This is a genomic window from Aquitalea pelogenes, assembly GCF_041914625.1.
GTDB lineage: Bacteria > Pseudomonadota > Gammaproteobacteria > Burkholderiales > Chromobacteriaceae > Aquitalea > Aquitalea pelogenes.
Map to the genome: position 1 here is coordinate 196,572 of NZ_JAYSDA010000004.1, position 21,316 is coordinate 217,887.

Here is a 21,316-nt window from a genome sequence, read left to right on the forward strand (position 1 = left end):
GTCCGCATGAAACGAAGCGCGCCCGCCGCGATTCTGCTTGCAACCGGCATTCTCGCTGGTTGCAGCACCTCCAACCCGCTGGAAAAGAAACTGGACTACAAGTCCGCCGAACCGCCCAAGGCGGGCAACACTCTGGAAGTGCCGCCGGACCTGACCGCGCCGCAAATCCAGAACAAATATGTCATTCCGGCCACTGGCAGTGCTTCTGCCCTGGCCAGCAGCAATGCCGTGGCAGCCACCCAGCAAGCCGCCGCCGTTCAGGCTGCCGTGACTGGCAATACTGTCGCCGTCAACAGTATCGACAACATCACCATGGAACGCGCCGGCACCCAACGCTGGCTTGAGGTGAAGGGCAAATCGCCGGCAGAACTGTGGCCTGTATTGAAAGCCTTCTGGCAGGAAAACGGTTTTGTCATCAAGACCGAAGAGCCTGACCTTGGCATCATGGAAACCGACTGGGCGGAAAACCGTGCCAAACTGCCGTCCGATGGTATTCGCAAGCTGATGGAAACGGTTGGCCTGGGTGGTGCAATGTCCACACCGGAGCGCGACAAATTCCGCATCCGCCTGGAAAAAACCGCCAACGGCACCGAGATCTACTTCTCGCATCGCGGCATGTACGAAACCTTCATCAACGAAGGCAAATCGGACACCATGTGGCAGCCGCGTCCGGTTGATCCCAATCTGGAAGCCGAGCTGCTGGGCCGCTTCATGATCCGCATGGGTATCAATGAAGAGAAGGCCAAGGAAGCCATCAAGAAAACCCAGGTGGTTGCCGACAAGCCGAAAGACAGCATTGTTGATGGCAAACTCAACATCAACGACGGTTTTGACCGTGCCTGGCGTCGTGTAGGCCTGGCGCTGGATCGTATTGGTCTGGTGGTCAATGATCGCGACCGTTCACAAGGTATTTACTTCGTGAAACCCGCCAAGGGCGAACTGGACAAGGAAGAATCGTCCAGTGGTGGTTTCTGGTCCGGCCTCGCTTTCTGGAAGAGCAAGGACGCCGATCAGAAAGCAAACTCCGGCGCGCCGGAATACCGCGTGGTGGTCAAGGAAGAAGGCAACGGTACCAGCTCGCTGGTGGTACAGAACAAGCAAGGTCAGGTTCTTTCCGACAGCTTTGCCAAATCCGTCCTGTCCAAATTGCAGACCGAGTTGCAGTAAGCAACTGCTGCCGCAGCAAAAAAAAGCCCGCATCCGCGGGCTTTTTTCATTTCATTCCTCACATCTGCCATACAACAGCAAATGACGGACATAAAAAAACCGGCCGAAGCCGGTTTTTTGGTGCTTTCGCGCTGAATTACTGAGCAGCGGAAGCAGCCGGAGCGGAAGCAGCAGCAGCGGAAGCGTCAGCAGCCGGAGCGGAAGCATCAGCAGCCGGAGCGGAAGCGTCAGCAGCCGGAGCGGAAGCTTCAACAGCAGGAGCGGAAGCTTCAGCCGGAGCATCAGCCTTCTTACCGCAAGCGGACAGAGCAACGGCCAGCAGGGCAGCAACGAGGAGCGACTGTTTCATTTTTTCTTGACCTTTAAAGATAAGTTAACAAGACGTCAATTTAATCGCCCAAGCTGTATTTGGAAATGACTGGGCGACTGAAAATCTTTCAGTGCGCAAATTGTATCACGAAAAAAATTGCTGTGTAGGGGGGGAGAGTAGCAAAAATGCCACCAATCGCCCGGCAACCTTCCGCAGTGCAACATTCACGGCAAAATGAGCGTTTGAACGCCGATGCTTGCCGCTTGGATGCCTTGCCATGTGTACATTTGAACATCTGATGTGGTTATTTTGCTACAGACGGCGACAAATGCCAATATCCATCGAGATATCCTTCGTACAGCACACCCAATAACGACGGCCTGATGTCGGCTGCCGACAAATGGCGCTGATTGGCAAACTGTTGCCACACCGCAACATCAGCCGGTTCGATTTCGAGAACTTCGCCATTGCAATAGAACATTTCCTGGTGGAACAGGATCAGGCTCTTGCGGTCCAGTTCGACGCCATGCTGGGAAACTTCATTGGCAAATTCATCTTCATCCAGCTCGTCGTCAGGGGAATCGTAGAAGACATGTGGCTTAGGCTCAGTCAGGTAGTGACCCAGGAAATCGCTCACCGTGTCTTTGTTCCAGACAATCTGGCTGAGCATCTGGCTGACTTTGTCCACCATTTCTTCACTGATGCGGGCTGGATCGGGCTGGCGTTTCAACTCCGGGTCGGCATAGCGCCCATCAAGGCAGATGTGGTCTTGCAGATAAACCAGGAACTGCGTGGCCAGCTCCTGCGCAGGTGCCGCGCGAAAACCGATTGAATAGGTCATGCCCGGTTCGAGTGCGACACCGTAATGCGCGCATTTGGGCGGCAAATACAGCATGTCGCCGTGCTCCAGCACGAACTCCTCTTCGACACGAAAATCCTGCAGCACGCGGATGGGGGCATCCGGAATGAACTCGTCATCAGCCTGCGAGGAAATCTGCCAGCGCTTTTTGCCACCGACTTGCAGCAGGAATACATCGTAAGAATCGAAATGCGGACCAACCGTGCCACCCGGAGGTGCATAACTGATCATCAGGTCATCCAGCCTGGCAAACGGGATGAAATCGAATTGCCACAGAATCTTGTCGATATGCGGCAAATGATGATTCACATTCTGCACCAGTATGGTCCAGTCGGTTTCACCCAGCTTGCGAAAGCGTGCCGGACGGAAAGGCCCGCGTTCCAGATGCCAGCGGCCATTACGGTTTTCGATCAGGCGGGACTCGACATCCTCCTGCATCGCCAGCTCGGACAGACATTTGAAATCGACATGGGGACCGACATCAGTCAGTGCACCACGAATCAGCAAGGGCTTTTTTTGCCAGTATTCTTTGAGAAAGGCTTCTGGGGTAAGGCCACCCAGTAATGTCATCGGTTTCATGGCAGTTTCACGGGCTTGTGAGCCCTTCTATGGTTTACAATACGTTCAAGCGGCTGTTCCGCACCATTCCTTGCAGGAGAGGGAATTTCTGTGCTCCCTGCCCTGTCAAGATTTTTCATTTCATCCCGGACAATTTCTGATGCAAATCGCCAAAGATACCGTCGTTACCCTCCACTACGAGATGTTCGACGCGGAAAACAACCTCCTCGACAAGACCGAAGAGCCGATTGCTTACCTGCACGGTGGCTATGATGGCATTTTCCCGCTGGTGGAAGAGGCCCTGCACGGCAAGAATGTTGGCGACTCTGTCGACGTCAAGCTGAGCCCGGATGACGCTTTCGGCGACCCGGAAGAAGAACTGGTTCGCGTTGAAGACCTGGACGTGTTCCCGGCTGACGTGGAAGTCGGCATGATGTTTGAAGCTGACGACCCGGAAACCGGCGACGTTCTGCTGTTCCGTGTGACCGACATCGCCGACGGCAAGGCCATCGTGGATGCCAACCACCCGCTGGCCGGCCAGACCATCCGCTTTGTTGCCAAAGTTACCGAAGTACGTGCCGCCAGTGCTGAAGAACTCAGCCACGGCCACGTTCACGGCGCACACGGTCATCACCACTAAGCAATAAACGGGTAATCGTTTCGTATTGCCCGACTGACACTGGCGCTTCCCTGTCTGGTAACGGACTGGCGAAGCGCCAGTTTCATTTTCAATGCCATCGGCCTTGCCGATCGCACAAATACGGCACTGTCGGTCTGCTGGTTGACGGGCAACAGCATGCCGTCAGAATCGCATTTGTCACTTGATACAGGGCAAAGGATGTCGATGACGGATAAAGCGTCCATCCGGCTGCGTCATGGCACTCCTGCACATGCACGCTGAACGGCAGCGGCTTATGGTGCAGGCATCTGCCCCAGCGTGACACGATCCAGACCGGCCAGGTCTGCCAGGGTTTCAACTTGCTGCAATCCTGCTTGCCGCAGCAAGTCTCGCACTGCCGGGCCCTGATCATAACCATGTTCCAGCATGATCCATGCTCCAGCCTTCAGCCGGGACGGCGCACCGTCAATAATGGCGCGCAGGCACATCAACCCGTCAGCTTCATCAGTCAGGGCCATGCGCGGTTCGAAACGGACATCACCCTCATCCAGATGGTGATCGTGCTGCTCGATATACGGCGGATTGGAAACAATCAGGTCAAACTCCCCCTGCCCTGCCAATGGCTGATACCAGCTTCCCTGGTGGAACTGGACCTCGGCACCCAGCTGCTGGGCATTGCCACTGGCAACCTCAAGCGCGGCCGGAGACAAATCCACCGCCTGTACCTGCCATGCCGGCGCTTCCAGCGCCAGGGTGATGGCGATGGCACCACTGCCGCAGCCCAGGTCCAGCACACTCTTTGGTTCAAGGGTGGCCACACGCTGCAAGGCGGCTTCTACCAGATGCTCGGTTTCCGGCCGGGGAATCAACACCGCAGGGCTGACACGAAACGGGCGGCCATAAAATTCGCGCTCGCCCAGCAAATAGGCCATCGGCTCACCTTGCAGGCGGCGCTGTGCCAACTGCTCGAAACGCGCGGCTTCGCCTTCCGTGAGCGGCAGGTCCGGGTCTGCAATCATGCGGGCATGGGTCAGGCCTGGGCGGACATGCTGCAACAGCATGCGTGCTTCAAGACGTGGCAGGGAATGGCAGCGCAGTGCCTGTTCAAGTGTCAGCATGATTCATCATCAAAGCAGGAAAAGGGTGGCAAGGCCAAGGAAAATGAAAAAGCCACCAGAGTCGGTACATGCCGTGATCAGCACGCTGGAGCCCAGCGCCGGGTCACGTCCCAGCTTTTGCATCAGCGAGGGAATCAACACGCCCATGGTGGCGGCCAGCATCAGGTTGAGCGTCATGGCAGCCAGCATGACCAGTCCCAGTGACAGGCGGCCATACAGCATCCAGGCGATGAGGCCAATTGCGCCGCCCCAGATCAGGCCATTGAAGATGCTGACGCCCAGTTCCTTGCGCCACAAGCGCCAGGCCTGATTCACCTGCATCTGCCCCATGGCCAGGGCGCGTACGATCATGGTGATGGTCTGATTACCGGAGTTACCGCCAATACCAGCCACAATGGGCATCAGGGCGGCCAGCGCCACCAGCTGGTTGATGGAGTGTTCGAATGCGCCAATCACCCGCGAGGCGACAAAGGCAGTACACAGATTGATGGCCAGCCATGACCAGCGGTTTTTCACTGAATCAATAACCGGAGCAAACAGGTCTTCTTCTTCTTTCAGACCAGCCAGATTCAGCACCTCACTGTCAGACTCTTCCCGCAGCACGTCCACCATCTCATCCACGGTCAGCCGTCCGATCAAGGCTCCGCGCTCATCCACTACCGGAGCGGACACCAGGTCGTAACGCTCGAAGGCCAGCGCGGCATCGCGCGCTTCGTCCTCCGGGTGAAAGGACACCACTTCGGTAGCCATCACGTCGGCCACCATGGCTTCCGGGTCTGCCACCAGCAGGCTGCGCAAGGGCAGCACGCCACAGAGTGTCTCGTTGGCATCCAGTACGAAAATCTTGTCGGTCTGGTGTGGCAACTCGTCAAAACGGCGCAGGTAGCGCAAGACCACTTCGCAGCTGACATCGGCCCGGATTTTCACCAGTTCAAAATCCATCAGCGCGCCGATACTGCCTTCCGGATAGGACAGGGCCGATTGCAATTGCTGGCGCTCGGCCTCGCCCAGTTCGCCCATGACTTCATAAACCACCTGTCGTGGCAGGTCGCCGGCAAGGTCAGCCAGCTCGTCGGTATCCAGCTGGCGAGCAGCCGCCAGCAGTTCGGCCGGGGCCATGGATTCGATCAGGGTTTCCCGAACGGCATCGGAAACCTCCAGCAGGATCTCACCATCCTGCTGTGCCTTGACGCGGTCCCAAACCAGCAGACGTTCATCCAGCGGCAAGGCTTCCAGAATGTAGGCGATATCGGCCGGATGCAGGTTTTGCAGCCTTTGTTGCAGCTCGTCCAGTGCCGGTGAGGCGGCAGGGGCAATGCCATCCTCTTCGACATGCAGCGCGATCAGCCTTTGCACCTCGGCCAGGCTTTCGCTCAATCGTTCAGCAGTTTGTTTTTTTTCAATAACCGACAAGCACAACTCCTTCCGCCATGGCGACGGAGACGGGGCTACACGGTCGTAATGGCGGGAATCAACAAGAAAAAACGGGGGAGCCAAGGGCTATGGGATAACTGGGTAAGTCCATGTGCAATACCGCACCTTTTCGGCACGGCAGAACGTATAAACAGAAGCGGGATTGTAACATGAAGCCCCCTTTGCCTTCCAGCAAAGGGGGGGATCTCAAGGCAGGTCGGCAAACGCCATGCGACGCTGGATGATGCGGGTTTTCTTCATCAGGCCAGTGGCATTGCGATGTTCATCGTAATAGCGCGGATTGGGCACCATTGCCGCCAGTTTGGCAGCCTGTCCGGCAGACAGCCGGGAGGCACTGGTATGGAAGTAGTAGCGGGCGGCAGCTTCTGCACCGAACACGCCATTCCCCCACTCGATGACATTGAGGTAGATTTCGAAGATACGGCGTTTATCCAGCACCTTTTCCAGCATCACGGTAATTGCAGCTTCTTCCAGCTTGCGCCATGGTGTCTTCTTGCTGGACAGAAACAGGTTTTTCGCCAATTGCTGGCTGATGGTGGAACCACCCGCCACGATGCGCCCCTGCTTCAGGTTCTTCTCGAAAGCGGCCTCGATGCCATCCCAGTCAAAACCTTCGTGATCGGTAAACTTGGCATCTTCCGCCGCAATCAGCGCCCGTTTCAGGTTGGGTGAAATCTGGGTGTACGGCACCCATTTCTGCCGCAACTCAGCCTCCGGGTCGTCCTCCTGCAATTTGGCCAACTGCTCGTTCATGAAGGCACTGGCTGCCGGGTTATGACTGCGCCAGTAGACGATATGGCCGAAAATCCACAGGTTGTACAACACAATGGCGGCCACCAGGACCGCCATGATCTTGAAAATGAGCCGCATCAAATCAGGCCAGCACTTCTCGCAACATATTGGTGACCTTGCGCGTGTCCGGTTTGACACCACGCCAGATATGGAAGGACTCGGCCGCCTGCTCCACCAGCATGCCCAGGCCATCGGCCAGCATGCCGGCATTTTCGCTTTGGGCACGTTTCAGGAAAGGGGTCAGACCCTTGCTGTACACCATGTCGTAAGCCAGGGTGCGGGCGGTGAAGATGTTGGCCGGCAGCGGGGGAATTTCATTGTGCAGGCTGGTGGAAGTACCGTTGATGATGATGTCGAAGGTTTTGCCTTCCAGTGCCTCGTAGCCACTGGCCACCACCTCACCCCAGGGCGCGAAATGATGGGCAATGGATTCCGCCTTGATCAGGGTACGGTTGGCAATGGTCACCTTGGCCGGCTTCTGTTCCAGAATCGGTTCCAGCACGCCGCGTACGGCACCACCGGCACCCAGAATAAGGATGCTCTTGCCTTCCATCGGGAAATCGAGGTTTTCCACGATATCGCGTACCAGGCCGACGCCGTCAGTGTTGTCGCCATACACTTTGCCATCGCGGAAAGTCAGGGTATTGACGGCCTCGGCTGCGCGGGCGCGCTCGGTCACTTCCTGGGCCATGCGGAAGGCATCACCCTTGAACGGCAGGGTGACATTCAGGCCCAGGCCACCTTCTTTCACAAACTGGCCAACCACTTCGTTGAACTTGCCCAGTTCGGCAAACAGCTTTTCATATTGCACGGCTTCGCCGGTGGCTCGGGCAAACTCACTGTGAATGAACGGCGACTGGCTATGGGAAACGGGGTTACCGATGACGGCGTAACGGTTGGTCATGATCAGCTTTCTTGGATTCCTGTGGTGCTACCGCATCGTGCGGTTCATCTGCTGAGGTAGCACTTTGCCGTGTAACGTCATAAACATCAACCGGTCAATACCCCTGTCCCAACAAATCAGGCCTGCTTCAGCCTTGCACCCACGGCAAGCCATGGGCTTTCCAGCCATTCACTACGCCGCGATGCTCATGGGCATCCTTGTCGCCCTCAAAGCCCTCCATCACGTTGTATACACGGGCATATCCGGCTGCCGCTGCCTGTACGGCCGCTTCATGCGAGCGCACGCCGCTGCGGCACATCAGCAGCAGCAAAGCCTGCTTGTCGACCGCGCCCTGCAATTGCGCAAGAAACTGCGGATTGGGCTGCATGCCGGGAAAACTGCGCAGCTCGATACGCAATGCACCGGGTACCACGCCAACAAATTGCCACTCTGCAGCACTGCGGACATCCACCAGTACGGCACCTTCCACTTGCTGAATCAGGCAGTATGCTTCTGTCGGCGTCAGTGCGCCCTGATAAGACAATTGCTGACTGGCGGCACGTTCCGCAGCGGTCTGCAGGATCTTGACGGTTTGTTCCATGGGCTACCTTTCTTTGTAACGGGGCCGTGCCACACTATGGTGCGCAGGGCCTGCCAGTGCGGAGCGGCTGTCAGCACCAGGCAATGCACCAATATCGATCATTTGCACTTGGCAAGGCATCATTTTGGTGCACAACTTACGGCTAGCAGGACCGAACACCCTGTGACACAATGATTGAATTAGCGTTCTTAGCCTGGCACGCTTCATGCTTCAAGCGAAGCGTACCATCTTTATCAAGCAATATTGCTTTCGATGCACGTTGCCTTTAGGAGAACATTCATGGCGGTTGCAGACGTAGTCAAGCTGATTCAAGAAAACGACGTCAAGTTCGTAGACCTGCGTTTTACTGATACCCGTGGTAAAGAACAACACGTTACCATTCCGGCACACGTGCTGCTGGAAGATGCTGACGAGTGGTTCGAGCGCGGCCACGCTTTTGATGGCTCCTCCATTGCCGGCTGGAAAGGCATTCAAGCCTCCGACATGCTGCTGATGGCTGACCCGGCTACCGCCAAGATTGACCCCTTCTTTGACGAACCGACCGTATTCATGTCTTGTGACGTGATTGACCCAGCCGACGGCAAGGGCTACGACCGCGACCCGCGCTCCATCGCCAAGCGCGCTGAAGCTTACCTGAAGGCATCCGGCCTGGGCGACACCGCCTACTTCGGTCCGGAACCGGAATTCTTCGTATTCGACAGCATCACCTGGGGCACCGACATGTCCGGTTGCTTCGTGAAGATCAAGTCCGAAGAAGCTGCCTGGGCCTCCGCTGAAGAATTCGAAGGTGGCAACACCGGTCACCGTCCGGGCGTGAAGGGCGGCTACTTCCCGGTACCGCCGGTTGACTCCGCTCAAGACCTGCGTTCCGCCATGGTTCTGCTGCTGGAAGAGCTGGGCGTACCGGTTGAAGTGCACCACCACGAAGTGGCCACTGCCGGCCAGATGGAAATCGGTACCAAGTTCAGCACCCTGACCCAGCGTGCCGACTGGACCCAGATCCTGAAATACGTGGTTCAGAACGTGGCACACAGCTACGGCAAGACCGCTACCTTCATGCCCAAGCCCATCGTTGGTGACAACGGTTCCGGCATGCACGTTCACCAGTCCATCTGGAAAGACGGCAAGAACCTGTTTGCTGGCGACGGCTATGCCGGCCTGTCCGACACCGCCCTGTACTACATCGGCGGTATCATCAAGCACGCCAAGGCACTGAACGCCATCACCAACCCGGGTACCAACTCCTACAAGCGTCTGGTTCCGCATTACGAAGCTCCGGTAAAACTGGCTTACTCCGCCAAGAACCGTTCCGCTTCCATCCGTATCCCGCACGTGGCCAACCCGAAGGCTCGCCGTATCGAAGCGCGCTTCCCGGATCCGCTGGCTAACCCGTACCTGTGCTTCTCCGCGCTGCTGATGGCTGGTCTGGATGGTATCCAGAACAAGATCCACCCGGGCGATGCCGCTGACAAGAACCTGTACGACCTGCCGCCGGAAGAAGACAAGCTGATCCCGACCGTGTGCGCAAGCCTGGACGAAGCCCTGGCTGCCCTGGACGCAGACCGCGACTTCCTGACTCGTGGCGGTGTGTTCTCCAACGAATGGATCGACGCCTACATCGAACTGAAGATGCAGGAAGTGAACCTGACCCGCATGACTACCCACCCGGTAGAATTTGCAATGTACTACTCCCTGTAATCGGGCGATGGGCACCTCCGGGTGCCTTGCCGGATACAGAAAACCCGCGCAAGCACTGCTTGTGCGGGTTTTTTCATGCCTGCCGGCTACCGCCAGGAACACTCAGCCCGGCAACTCGGCAAAAGCCTTGAGCATGGCCAGGCCATCCTGTGGCGCAACAACCAGCTGGCTGACATCAAATGCAGGATCGAACACCGGGGCAAACTGGGGGAAGCGCGCCAGTGCTTCGGGCTGCGGCACATGGAAACCCATATACCACTGGCCAAACTCACGCTGTTTGCATTCGCTGCAAAACAGGGACTCCACCTGATGATGGCGCGAATCCTGGCTGATTTTGCTGAACGCAGCCTCAACCACAGCCTCCTCCCCCTCCAGCAGTTGCAAGAAGCAGCCATCGCGGTACAGCAACAGGCCGGTGATCTGCCGGGCCTGGTTATTGGCCACCGACTTGTCCAGGATTGCCGTCAAATCGGCAGGAGACAGGGCTGTGGTGGCCTTGCTGGAATAAAGCAACTGAATCAGCATGGGCCGGCTTTCTGTAAAGTGCCAGGACGATGGGCTGAACGGATGACTGCAAACATTTCCTCATTACCTTCTGCATGGAGACCGGACATCAAATACAGGCACACGCCATGCCATTGGCACAAGGTGATGCCCGGGCGCATGATGACACATTCCACAGATCTACGGCATGCTGGCCGCCGCCTTGTTGTCATGCAGATGTGACGCGAGACCACCTTTTGCTTATCATAGCGTCACATCCTCCCGTTTTCACCGCAGACGCCCGACACCATGAAAACCCTTGCTTTCTGCCTGCTGCTGACTTGTGGCCTGGCCCATGCCGAGGTGTACAAATACATCGACGCCAATGGCAATGTCACCTTCACCAATGTGCCGATCAAGGGCGCCAAGCCCATGCACCTGGCACCGCTGTCCACCTATGGCGGCAGTGGCAGCGGCAAGGGCAAGGCGGCCGCCAGCGGCAAATCTGCCTCCACACCGGATGGCTACCCCAGTGTGGACAACGGTACCCAGACCAAGCGCGACGAAGGCCGCCGCAAGATTCTGGAAAACGAGCTGGCCAATGAGCAAAAAGCCCTGGCTGATGCACAAAAGGCTTACACCGACGGCGCGGCTACCCGCAACGGCGATGAAACCCGCAACTACCAGAAATACCTGGACCGGGTACAAAAACTGAAGGACGCCGTCACCGAGCGCCAGAAGAATGTGGACGCATTACGCCGCGAACTGGGGCAAGCTGCATCCAATGCACAATAATGGTGCATAATTAAGGCCGATTTCGTGCATATGCGGTGCTCCGGCTTGGCGTGCTTATTGCTAATAGCCAGATGCACAGCCTCATCCGATTCGGAGCACCATGAACTCGCCCAGCTTTGCCGGCCTGGATTTACTCGACACCCCGGTCCTTATCACGCATGCCGATGGCAAACTCGAATTTGCCAATCCCGCCTGTGAAAACCTGCTGGCCATAGGCCGGCGAGAGTTGCTGCGCCACTCGCTGTTCGAGTTGCTGCAAGACAGCCCCGCCCTGCGCCAGGCATTGGCCACCGCCTTACAACACAACTCCAGTTATATCGAGCACGACCTCGAACTGCGCACACCGCATGGCGAGCAGCCCTTGCATATCGCCCTGTCGGTGACACCGATAGATGCGGAGGGTCGGCTGGCGCTGGTCGAGCTGCGACCACTGGATCAGCAACTGAAAATTGCCAATGAAGAGCGGCTTTTGCTGCAACAACAGGCTAATCGCGAGCTGATTCGTAACCTGGCGCATGAAATCAAGAACCCCTTGGGGGGAATCCGCGGTGCGGCCCAGTTGCTGGAGCATGAACTGTCAGACCGGCCGGAGCTGAAGGAATACACCGAAGTCATCCAGGAAGAAGCCCTGCGCCTGCAATCACTGGTAGACCGCCTGCTGGCCCCGCATCGCCGCCATGTGCGCAGCGAAATCAATATCCACGAAGTGCTGGAACGGGTGCGCAGCATTGCGCTGGCCGAGTATCCACAGGGCCTCGTCATCCGCCGCGACTACGACACCAGCCTGCCGCACATGGTGGCGGACAAAGAACAGCTGATCCAGGTGGTGCTCAATATCGTCAAGAACGCGGTGCAGGCCATGAAGGCCAAGGGCGAGGTGATTTTGCGCACGCGCGTCGCCCGGCAGGTCACCCTGGCACGGAAGCGTCACGTGCTGGCATTAAAATTGCAGATTGTCGACAACGGTCCTGGTATTCCGGAAGAAATCAGGGATCACATTTTTTATCCCCTGGTTACCGGACGTGCCGAAGGCACCGGCCTGGGGCTGACACTGGCCCAGGCTTATGTACACCAGCACGGCGGCAGCATCGAATTTGAATCCCGCCCGGGCCAGACCTGCTTTACCGTGATGCTGCCCTTCAGCAACACGGACTGAAACCAATTACAGAAACGAGGGCTGCTATGAATAACCCGGTGTGGATCATTGATGACGACAAGGCCATCCGCTGGGTCCTGGAAAAGGCACTCGGCCGCAGTGGCATCTGCTTTGACAGCTTTTCCAGCGCCGACGATGCGCTGAATGCCCTGTACGACAATACACCGCGCGTCATCATTTCCGACATCCGCATGCCCGGCACCGATGGTTTGAAATTCCTCTCCCGGGTAAAGGCCGATCATCCGCAGCTGCCGGTCATCATCATGACCGCGCACTCCGACCTGGATTCGGCAGTGGCCGCCTTCCAGGGTGGTGCGTTCGAATACCTGCCCAAGCCCTTTGATGTCGACCAGGCTGTGCAGCTGATCGAGCGCGCACTGGCCGAGAGCAATAGCCAGATCGAAGCCACCGGCGGCGTGGAAGCCATGCCGGTGCTGCTAGGCCAGGCCCCTGCCATGCAGGACGTATTCCGCGCTATTGGCCGCTTGTCGCAATCCCATGTCACCGTGCTGATTACCGGCGAGTCCGGTACCGGCAAGGAGCGGGTGGCCGAGGCGCTGCACCGCCATTCGGTGCGTTCCAGCAAGCCTTTCATTGCCTTGAATACCGCGGCCATTCCCAAGGATTTGCTGGAGTCCGAACTGTTCGGCCATGAAAAAGGCGCTTTTACCGGCGCGCTGGCCACCCGTCGCGGCCGCTTTGAAGAAGCGGAAGGCGGCACGCTGTTTCTGGATGAAATCGGCGACATGCCCACCGAGCTGCAAACCCGCTTGCTGCGTGTGCTGTCGGACGGACACTTTTACCGCGTGGGCGGCCATGTGCCGATCAAGGCCAATGTGCGGGTGATTGCCGCCACCCACCAGAATCTGGAAGACCGGGTCAAACGCGGCCTGTTCCGGGAGGACCTGTTCCACCGCCTGAATGTGATCCGCCTGCGTCTGCCGCCCTTGCGCGAACGGCGCGAGGACATCCCGCTGCTGACCCGCCATTTCCTGGCCAAGAGCGCCAGCAGTCTGGGCGTTGAGCCCAAGCGCCTGACCGAAGCGGCGATGGAAGTGATCAAGTTCCACAGCTTTACCGGTAATGTGCGCGAACTGGAAAACCTGTGTCAGTGGATTACCGTGATGGCACCGGGCCAGCAGGTGGAAGTGGGCGACTTGCCCGCCGAACTGCGCGAACCGGAAGCCATTGCACCGGCGACGGAAAGCGATGGCAGCCCGGTAGTCAGCAGTGCCGTGCACGTGGTGGACTGGACGCTGGGGCTGGCGGAAGAAGTGGCCCGTCGGCTGCGCGCCGGTGAAGTGGGCATCATCGACGACCTGACCCGCCGCTTTGAAGAAAGCTGCATCCGCACCGGGCTGGCCCACACCGGTGGCCGCAAGGTGGAAGCCGCCCATCTGCTGGGCTGGGGCCGCAACACCCTGACCCGCAAGATTCAGGAACTGGGCATGGAAGGGCATGACGAACATGCCGACCATGTCTAGGCGCTGACTGATCAGCCTGCCAGTACGGTAAGGCCGGGGAGCGTGGCGAAGCTGCGCTCCCGTACCGTGGCCAGAAAATCCTGCATGAAGGCAAGCGCTGCATCCTCGCTGCGCACCGCGGCATACAACTCGCTGCGCAAGCCGCCATCGCCAATGGTACGCGCCACCACATACCCCTTTTCCAGATAAGGCCGCACCGCCCAGTACGGCAAGGCCGCCACCCCGCGCCGGCTGGCCACCAGCTGGATGATGGCCACCGTCAGCTCGCTGCTGCGCCGTGGCGGATTCACCCCGGCGGGCAACAATACCTTGCGCCACAAATCCAGCATGTCATCCGGCACCGGGTACTGGATCAGCGTTTCACCGGCGAAATCCGCTGCCTGCCAGATTTTCTTTTCTGCCAGCGGATGATCCCGCGCCACGATGCCCACCATCTCGTAAGCAAACAAAGGATGGTGCACCACACCGGCTTGCGGCTCCATTTCCGACACGATGGCCAGATCCGCCCTTTGGGTCAGCAGCAGGCTGACCGGGTCGGCATGAAAGCCGGACACGATGTCCAGCTCCACCGCAGGCCAGTGCTGGCGGTAGCTGTCCATGGCCGGCATCAGCCAGTCAAAACAGGTGTGACACTCCACCGCCACGCGCAATTCACCGGCATCTCCTTCGCGAATGCGCGCCACATCGCGCTCGGCCGCCGCCACACGGCCCAGCAGCTCATGCGCCAGCGTCAGCAGGCGTTCCCCCGCCAGGGTAAAGCGTAGCGGCTGGGTCTTGCGTTCGAACAAGGGCTGCTGATAGTAAGCCTCCAGCTGCTTTAGCTGATGCGACAAGGCGGACTGGGTGAGAAACACCCGCTCTGCCGCCAGCGACACGCTGCCGGTTTCCTGCAAGGCAATCAGGGTTCGCAAATGACGCAGTTCCAGCACAGTCGCACCGTCCAATCATGAAAATAATTAATTCAAATCGACAAAATTATGCGTTTGAATCATACAGTAAAAACCACCATGCTGGAGCCACTGACAACAAGGAGCCCCGCATGACCACACTGCACCTGGCCGGTTTCCCCCGCATCGGCGCCAAACGCGAACTGAAATTCCTGCTGGAAAACTACTGGCAGGGCCAGATAGACGAGCAAGCACTGCAGCAAGGCGCACGCGAACTGCGCCAGCGCCACTGGCTGCTGCAAAAGGGTGCCGGCATCACCCTGTCACCGCTGGGCGACTTCTCCTTGTACGACCACGTGCTGGATGCGCAGATTCTGGTGGGTGCCATTCCGCCCCGCTTCGGCTTTGATGCGGCCACCATCAGTCCTGAACAGTATTTCCAGCTGGCACGTGGCAACCAGCAACAACCCGCGCTGGAAATGACCAAATGGTTCGATACCAACTACCACTACCTGGTGCCTGAATGGCATGCCGACACCCGCTTTGCCGCCAACCCGGCGGTCTTGCTAAGCCAGCTGGCTGAGGCACGGGCACTGGGCATCCGTACCAAGCCGGTGCTGATCGGCCCGGTCAGCCTGTTGTGGCTGGGCAAGTGCAAGGGCGGCGATTTTGACCGGCTGCAACTGCTGCCCGCACTGCTGGCCTGCTATGAACAGATCCTGCAACAGCTGTCCGCAGCCGGCGTGAGCTGGGTACAACTGGACGAACCCATCCTGGCACTGGACTTGCCCGCCGACTGGCTGCAAGCCATCGCCACTGCCTATCAGCAATTGGGCAGCACTCCGCTGAACCTCCTGCTGGCCACTTATTTTGGCAGCGTGGCGGAGCACACCGCCCTGCTCAGCACACTGCCGGTCGCCGGCCTGCATCTGGACCTGGTGCGCGCACCGGAGCAGCTGGCAGCCTTCGCCGCCCACTGGCCGGCAGACAAGATTCTTTCCGCCGGCATCGTGGATGGACGCAATATCTGGCGCAGCAATCTGTCGGCCCAGCTGGCGCTGCTGGAGCCACTGGCCGAACAACTGGGTGATAGGCTGTGGCTGGCCCCCAGCTGCTCGCTACTGCACTGCCCGGTAGATGCCGCCGCCGAAACCACCATGGATGCCGACATCCGCAGCTGGCTTGCTTTTTCCGTACAAAAGCTGAATGAGCTCAAGCTGCTGCAGCGTGCTCTGGAACAAGGCCGCAACAGCATCGTGCATGAACTGCAGGCCAGCGACCATGTGCAAACACTGCGCCGCAACAGCCCGCTGATTCATCGCCCGGCGGTGCAGGACAGGCTGGCCACGCTGCCGCCCGGTGCCGACCAACGCCGCAGCCCCTTCGCCAGCCGGGAGGCACAGCAACAGGATTGGTTGCAGCTGCCCCTGCTGCCCACCACCACCATCGGTTCCTTTCCGCAAACCGCCAGCATCCGCAGCGCCCGCGCCGCCTTCAAGCGCGGGGAACTGTCTGCAAGCGACTATCAACAGGCCATGCAGCAGGACATCGCGCTGGCCATCCGCCGTCAGGAAGCGCTGGGCCTGGACGTGCTGGTGCATGGCAAGGCCGAGCGTAACGACATGGTGGAATACTTTGGCGAACAACTGGACGGCTTTGTATTTACCCGGCTGGGTTGGGTGCAGAGCTATGGCAGCCGTTGCGTCAAGCCGCCCATCATCGTGGGCGATGTGGCACGGCCAAAGGCCATGACCGTCAGCTGGGCTGTCTACGCGCAAAGCCTGACACAGCGCCCGGTCAAAGGCATGCTCACCGGACCGGTCACCTTGCTGCAATGGAGCTTTGTCCGTGACGACCTGCCGCGCAGCACGGTGTGCAAGCAAATTGCCCTGGCCTTGAACGATGAAGTACTGGAGCTGGAAAATGCCGGCATCCGCATCATCCAGATTGATGAACCAGCCATCCGGGAAGGCCTGCCGCTGAAAAAGGCCGATCAGGCAGACTACCTGCGCTGGGCGGGCGAAGCCTTCCGGCTATGTAGCTGGCGGCTGGATGACAGCACGCAGATTCACACCCACATGTGCTACTCGGCCTTTGGCGACATCCTGCCGCAGATTGCCGCCCTGGATGCCGACGTGATCACCATTGAAACTTCGCGTTCGGACATGGCGCTGTTGCAGGACTTTGCCCGTTTCCATTATCCCAACCAGATCGGCCCCGGTGTTTACGACATCCACAGCCCGCGCACACCGCGCGCCGACGAAATGACGGCATTGCTGGAACAGGCCTTGCAGGTGATACCGGCCAGGCGCTTGTGGGTGAACCCGGATTGCGGCTTGAAAACCCGCAGCTGGCCGGAAGTGGAAGCCGCGCTGCAACGCATGGTGGCTGTGGCAAAAACCCTGCGCCAACAGCTGGCAGCAACGGCAGACTGACCGTCATCTATTGCAATTTGTAAAAACTATTTCTAGTATTTGCTTACCAAGACTCTCTCTCAGGGCCCACCCCCGGCCCGCTTGGTACCCGCTGATCAAGGGCTCCTTCGGGAGCCCTCTTTTTATCTGCGACAGCATGAAAAAACCGCCATACAGGCGGTTTTTTTCACAAGGCGGTGACTGCATCACTCATTGGGCGTCAGCATGCCCGGTGTCATCATCACCTTCAGCCGCACTTGCTCCAGATCGTGGCGCACGCGGTGGCTCAACCACCACACCGCCCCTTTCTTCACACTCCACAGCAAAGGCTGCTCGCCCAAGAGCTGGGCAGACAGGCGTCCGATATAAGGCTGATGCCCCACCAGCACGATGGTCTTGCCTGCCTCAGGCCAGTTAACGGCCTGCATCACCGCCTCGATCGAGGCATCCGGGTTCAATTCCGGCAATACGGTATAACGCTTGCTCAGCAGCGCAGCGGTCTGCTGCGAGCGTTTGGCTTCCGATGCCAGCAAGATAAAATCGCGCGGCAGACGGTCGCGCAGCCAAGCGGCCATCTGGCTGGCCTGTTGTTGACCACGGCGCGTCAGTGCGCGCGCCAGATCATCCGAGCCCTCTTCTGCCTCGGCATGACGCCATAGAATCAGATCCATCATTCACCTCCGTTATTGTTGTTGGTGCGGCATCACGGCAAGGTAAACCCGCCTTGTGGTGCCACACGACATGCCTGTATCCCAGAGCATGACAGCAGACCGGCAGCCTACACCAGCCTTGTGTCAGCTGCATGTCGGACAAACACCTAGCCAGCCCGGCCTAGTGCAGCAAAGGTGCCAGCAAGGGCACCAGAATGGCCGTCACCACACCATTCAGCCCCATGGCGAGGCCAGCAAAGGCACCCGCCGTTTCCGACAACTGAAACACCCTGGCCGTGCCGATGCCGTGAGCAGAAATCCCGGTTGCCGTTCCCAGCACCATGTCATCGCGCAAGCCCAGCAGATTGAACAAGGGTTTGACAATGACCGCACCGAATATGCCGGACAAAATCACGAACATGGCGGACAACTCCGGAATGCCGCCAATGCCCTGCGACACGCTCATGGCAATGGGCGTGGTAACGGCACGGGTGGTGAGCGACAGCAATACCTGCTGCGGCAATTGCAGCAGCCAGCCCACCCCTACCGCACTGACAATCCCCACCAGTCCACCAAACCCGATGGTGATGGCCAGGGGGCCGGCGGCACGCTTCAACCGCGACAGATTGCCATACAGCGGCACGGCCAGTGCCACCGTGGCCGGGCCCAACAGCATCTGCACCATCACCCCGCCCTTCATGTAATCGCGATAGCTGGTACCGGTGGCCAGCAACCAGGCCAGCAACAACAACACACCGATCAGCACCGGATTGGACAAGGGATGCCCCTTGCAGCGGCGGTTGAACAACACCGCCAGCTTGTAGGCCAGCAAGGTGACAAACACCCCGGTCAAGGGAGAGGTGCGGATCACGCTGAGGGCAGCATCGGTATTCATGCGCCCTCCTGGTGTCGATGACGCGCCAGCAGCAGCTTGAGCAACAGGCCGGGCAACAGCAGGGTCAGGGTGGTGGACAGCACCAGCACCACAATCAGCTGCCAGCCAAAACCGGCCAGCAAATCACGGTAGGCCAGCACCGCAGCCCCGGCCGGAATGAACAATAGAGACAGATGCGACAGAAAGCGCGGCACATTCAGCTTCATGCTTTCCGGTACGGATTTGCGCAAGGCCAGCGTGGCAAACAGCAACAGCATGCCCAGTACCGGGCCAGGCAAGGGCAGGGAAAAAGTGCGGCTGATCAGTTCTCCAGCCAGCTGGTAGCCTACCAGCCACAACAGGGTTTCTATCATGATCGTCATTCCGCTTGCGGCAACATGGCTGACACAAGTCCGGCAAAGGGCAAGAACAGGGGCTTTCATCATACCTGTCGCAGCCCGGCGGTGAAATAAACAGGCAAGCGTATTGTCGTATTACAGGCGACAAACAGGACAAGCATCGTCCGGCTTTGGCATAATGCGCGCCATGATCGAGGATTCACACTGGCTGCCGCAGCCGCCCGCCCTCCCCCCGGCCCTGCTCGGTTTTGTCACCGAGCCCGGCTCGCTCACCGAACGGCTGCTGGCCACCGGCCACCGCTTTGCGGTGCAACCGCTCAGCCAGGGCAGCAGCCCGGCCCATGCCGATGAACCCGCCCTGCTGGGCATCGCCCCGGACCAACCGCTGTATGCACGTCATGTGTTACTGACGCTGGACGAGGTACCGGTTGTCTATGCCCGCAGCATTGCCCGGCTGGACTGCCCGGTATGGCAGCCGATTCTGGACCGGGGCAGCCGCTCGCTGGGTTTCACCCTGTTTGGCGGCCTGCCGCAACTGCAACGCGCCCCCCTGCATTACCGGCAACTGGACAGCAGCCATCCGCTGTATCAGCCAAGCGCAGCCCAGGCCGACAGCCTCAGCGCACGGCGCTGCCGTTTTGTGCTGGATGACGCCCCCATGGTGGTGTGCGAGGTGTTCCTGCCCGCCCTGAAAGACTTTGCCCGATGACACTGCACGCCCTGAAAGACCGCTACACCGTTTACAAGCAGCTGATGCGCATGGACAAGCCCATCGGCACCCTGCTGCTGCTGTGGCCTACCCTGTGGGGGCTGTGGATCGCCGGTAACGGTAAGCCGGACCCGCTGGTGGTGCTGATTTTCGTGGTCGGCACATTCCTGATGCGCTCCGCCGGCTGCGTCATCAACGACTATGCCGACCGCCACTACGACATGCATGTAGAGCGCACCAGCCAGCGCCCGTTTGCCCGTGGCGCGGTGACCGAGCGCGAAGCGCTGCTGCTGGCCCTGGTGCTGGCCATTCTCTCCTTCCTGCTGATCTTGCCGCTTAACCAGCTGACCTGGCTGATGAGCGTGCCAGCGGTTTTCGTGGCCGCCAGCTATCCCTTTACCAAGCGTTTCTTCCCCATGCCGCAGGCCTATCTGGGCATTGCCTTCTCTTTTGGCATTCCCATGGCCTTTGCCGCGCTCAACAATCACGTTCCCGCACTGGCCTGGCTGCTGCTGCTGGCCAATGCCTTCTGGACCGTGGCTTACGACACCGCCTATGCCATGGCCGACAAGCCGGATGACCTGAAAATCGGCATCAAGACCTCGGCCATCACTTTTGGCGATCACGACGTCACCGGCATCATGCTGTGCCACGCCGTGTTCATCAGCATGATGACCGGTATCGGCCTGCACCTGAGCCTGGGCTGGCCCTTCTTTGCCGCGCTGGTCATCAGCCTGGGCTTGATTGCCAAGCAGTATCTGGAAATCCGCACCCGCGACCGAGGTCTGTGTTTCAAGGCTTTTCTGGACAATAACCGCGTCGGTGCGGTGCTGATGGCAGGTATCGTGCTGAGCTATCTGTTGAAGTGAAGGTTTAGCCACATGGTGGGCGGTCAAAATTAAAACAGGTTTTGCATCCGCTTACGCGGATGATGGTTTTGAGTGCCGCTTCCGCGCGGTGGACAAGGAATGGAGCAGCATCAGTGCAGTGCTTATTTGCCTTCGCGCTCACGGTTCCCACCACAGAGTAAAAACAGGCGCTGCATCCGCTCACACGGATGATGATTTGCATGCCGCTTCCGCGCGGCGGACGGAAAAGAGGGCTTGCCTGGCCAAGCCCTCCTTCACCTCCAAGGCCACCCCAGCAAGCATGGCCTGCGGCTGCCCTCCGGGACCTGACACTGCTGCGGCACGGCTGGAACTCGTGATTAGCTAACGTCCAATCGCTCAGACAGCCAGCCGCTTAAAACCGCAGCAGCGTCACCCGTCGGCATGCTTGATGGGGCCGATGGGCGCGTCGGTGCGGTGGTTTTCTGATTAACAACTCCTGTCGGAGCTGGCCCAATCCCGTCAGCGCGAGCCGACACAGACGTGCCGCTCAGGGTCTTAAGCGGTCGGCTGTCCGCAGCGGTGCGACGGTAGCGCGCCGCAAGTTCCGGCCGCGCCCTGAGCGGTGCGGCTGGGGCG

Annotated in this window: 21 protein-coding genes; 9 read left to right on the top strand and 12 right to left on the bottom strand. The window is 59.1% G+C overall.

The window, feature by feature from the left end:
- Positions 1-6 precede the first annotated feature (6 nt).
- Entirely contained in the window at positions 7-1,167 is a 1,161-nt protein-coding gene (gene bamC, locus ACE3SE_RS05395; RefSeq protein ID WP_374554162.1) for an outer membrane protein assembly factor BamC, read from the top strand.
- A gap of 136 nt (positions 1,168-1,303) precedes the next feature.
- Here the strand turns inward: bamC and ACE3SE_RS05400 are convergent, their stop codons facing one another.
- Positions 1,304-1,516, bottom strand: a complete 213-nt coding sequence (locus tag ACE3SE_RS05400) for a hypothetical protein (RefSeq protein ID WP_045847607.1) — start codon at positions 1,514-1,516, stop codon at positions 1,304-1,306.
- Positions 1,517-1,781: 265 nt separating this feature from the next.
- Positions 1,782-2,915 (bottom strand): ribosomal protein uL16 3-hydroxylase, encoded by a 1,134-nt coding sequence (locus tag ACE3SE_RS05405; protein WP_374554163.1) that lies wholly within the window; start codon positions 2,913-2,915, stop codon positions 1,782-1,784.
- Between the two features lie 139 nt (positions 2,916-3,054).
- On the opposite strand from ACE3SE_RS05405, the gene ACE3SE_RS05410 reads away from it, so the two are divergent.
- A complete protein-coding gene (locus tag ACE3SE_RS05410; protein ID WP_045847609.1) occupies positions 3,055-3,534 on the top strand; it encodes an FKBP-type peptidyl-prolyl cis-trans isomerase in 480 nt (159 codons plus the stop codon).
- A gap of 272 nt (positions 3,535-3,806) precedes the next feature.
- Here the strand turns inward: ACE3SE_RS05410 and prmC are convergent, their stop codons facing one another.
- From prmC to ACE3SE_RS05435, 5 genes are all read right to left on the bottom strand, one after another.
- Positions 3,807-4,631: a peptide chain release factor N(5)-glutamine methyltransferase gene (gene prmC, locus ACE3SE_RS05415; RefSeq protein ID WP_374554164.1), complete on the bottom strand. Its 825-nt coding sequence runs from the start codon at positions 4,629-4,631 to the stop codon at positions 3,807-3,809.
- Between the two features lie 9 nt (positions 4,632-4,640).
- Entirely contained in the window at positions 4,641-5,978 is a 1,338-nt protein-coding gene (mgtE, locus tag ACE3SE_RS05420) for a magnesium transporter (RefSeq protein WP_374554173.1), read from the bottom strand.
- 273 nt (positions 5,979-6,251) lie between these two features.
- A complete protein-coding gene (mtgA, locus tag ACE3SE_RS05425) occupies positions 6,252-6,935 on the bottom strand; it encodes a monofunctional biosynthetic peptidoglycan transglycosylase (RefSeq protein WP_374554165.1) in 684 nt (227 codons plus the stop codon).
- A 4-nt stretch (positions 6,936-6,939) separates the two neighbouring features.
- The gene (gene aroE / locus ACE3SE_RS05430; protein ID WP_374554166.1) at positions 6,940-7,761 is read right to left on the bottom strand and encodes a shikimate dehydrogenase; all 822 of its coding nucleotides are present in this window, start codon (positions 7,759-7,761) and stop codon (positions 6,940-6,942) included.
- A gap of 127 nt (positions 7,762-7,888) precedes the next feature.
- Positions 7,889-8,341 carry a rhodanese-like domain-containing protein gene (locus ACE3SE_RS05435; protein WP_062787437.1) on the bottom strand — a complete coding sequence of 151 codons (453 nt, stop codon included), beginning with the start codon at positions 8,339-8,341 and terminating at the stop codon, positions 7,889-7,891.
- A 279-nt stretch (positions 8,342-8,620) separates the two neighbouring features.
- Here ACE3SE_RS05435 and glnA point away from each other — a divergent pair, with 279 nt between their 5' ends.
- Positions 8,621-10,039 carry a type I glutamate--ammonia ligase gene (gene glnA, locus ACE3SE_RS05440; RefSeq protein WP_045847615.1) on the top strand — a complete coding sequence of 473 codons (1,419 nt, stop codon included), beginning with the start codon at positions 8,621-8,623 and terminating at the stop codon, positions 10,037-10,039.
- Between the two features lie 102 nt (positions 10,040-10,141).
- On the opposite strand, the gene ACE3SE_RS05445 is transcribed toward glnA, so the two are convergent.
- A complete protein-coding gene (locus ACE3SE_RS05445) occupies positions 10,142-10,564 on the bottom strand; it encodes a BLUF domain-containing protein (protein WP_052694156.1) in 423 nt (140 codons plus the stop codon).
- Positions 10,565-10,831: 267 nt separating this feature from the next.
- Between ACE3SE_RS05445 and ACE3SE_RS05450 the strand changes: the two genes are divergently transcribed.
- The 3 genes from ACE3SE_RS05450 to ntrC all read left to right on the top strand — a co-directional run bounded on the left by ACE3SE_RS05450 (position 10,832) and on the right by ntrC (position 13,957).
- Positions 10,832-11,317, top strand: a complete 486-nt coding sequence (locus tag ACE3SE_RS05450) for a DUF4124 domain-containing protein (RefSeq protein ID WP_131358219.1) — start codon at positions 10,832-10,834, stop codon at positions 11,315-11,317.
- 100 nt (positions 11,318-11,417) lie between these two features.
- Entirely contained in the window at positions 11,418-12,473 is a 1,056-nt protein-coding gene (gene glnL / locus ACE3SE_RS05455; protein ID WP_045847617.1) for a nitrogen regulation protein NR(II), read from the top strand.
- Between the two features lie 26 nt (positions 12,474-12,499).
- Positions 12,500-13,957, top strand: a complete 1,458-nt coding sequence (gene ntrC, locus ACE3SE_RS05460) for a nitrogen regulation protein NR(I) (protein WP_374554167.1) — start codon at positions 12,500-12,502, stop codon at positions 13,955-13,957.
- 11 nt (positions 13,958-13,968) lie between these two features.
- On the opposite strand, the gene ACE3SE_RS05465 is transcribed toward ntrC, so the two are convergent.
- Positions 13,969-14,886 (bottom strand): LysR family transcriptional regulator, encoded by a 918-nt coding sequence (locus ACE3SE_RS05465; RefSeq protein WP_374554168.1) that lies wholly within the window; start codon positions 14,884-14,886, stop codon positions 13,969-13,971.
- 110 nt (positions 14,887-14,996) lie between these two features.
- Between ACE3SE_RS05465 and metE the strand changes: the two genes are divergently transcribed.
- On the top strand, positions 14,997-17,279 hold the full coding sequence (gene metE / locus ACE3SE_RS05470; RefSeq protein ID WP_374554169.1) for a 5-methyltetrahydropteroyltriglutamate--homocysteine S-methyltransferase: 2,283 nt from the start codon (positions 14,997-14,999) through the stop codon (positions 17,277-17,279).
- 185 nt (positions 17,280-17,464) lie between these two features.
- On the opposite strand, the gene ACE3SE_RS05475 is transcribed toward metE, so the two are convergent.
- The 3 genes from ACE3SE_RS05475 to ACE3SE_RS05485 all read right to left on the bottom strand — a co-directional run bounded on the left by ACE3SE_RS05475 (position 17,465) and on the right by ACE3SE_RS05485 (position 19,156).
- On the bottom strand, positions 17,465-17,932 hold the full coding sequence (locus tag ACE3SE_RS05475) for a SixA phosphatase family protein (RefSeq protein WP_242673487.1): 468 nt from the start codon (positions 17,930-17,932) through the stop codon (positions 17,465-17,467).
- A gap of 157 nt (positions 17,933-18,089) precedes the next feature.
- The gene (locus ACE3SE_RS05480) at positions 18,090-18,803 is read right to left on the bottom strand and encodes an LrgB family protein (protein ID WP_045847622.1); all 714 of its coding nucleotides are present in this window, start codon (positions 18,801-18,803) and stop codon (positions 18,090-18,092) included.
- On the bottom strand, positions 18,800-19,156 hold the full coding sequence (locus ACE3SE_RS05485; RefSeq protein ID WP_045847635.1) for a CidA/LrgA family protein: 357 nt from the start codon (positions 19,154-19,156) through the stop codon (positions 18,800-18,802). The genes ACE3SE_RS05480 and ACE3SE_RS05485 overlap by 4 nt, the downstream gene beginning before the upstream one ends.
- A 172-nt stretch (positions 19,157-19,328) precedes the next feature.
- Between ACE3SE_RS05485 and ACE3SE_RS05490 the strand changes: the two genes are divergently transcribed.
- On the top strand, positions 19,329-19,850 hold the full coding sequence (locus ACE3SE_RS05490; protein WP_374554170.1) for a chorismate--pyruvate lyase family protein: 522 nt from the start codon (positions 19,329-19,331) through the stop codon (positions 19,848-19,850).
- Complete coding sequence (gene ubiA, locus ACE3SE_RS05495) at positions 19,847-20,719, top strand: 4-hydroxybenzoate octaprenyltransferase (protein ID WP_045847624.1); 873 nt, start codon at positions 19,847-19,849, stop codon at positions 20,717-20,719. Before ACE3SE_RS05490 ends, ubiA begins: the two co-directional genes overlap by 4 nt.
- The last annotated feature ends 597 nt before the right edge of the window (positions 20,720-21,316 follow it).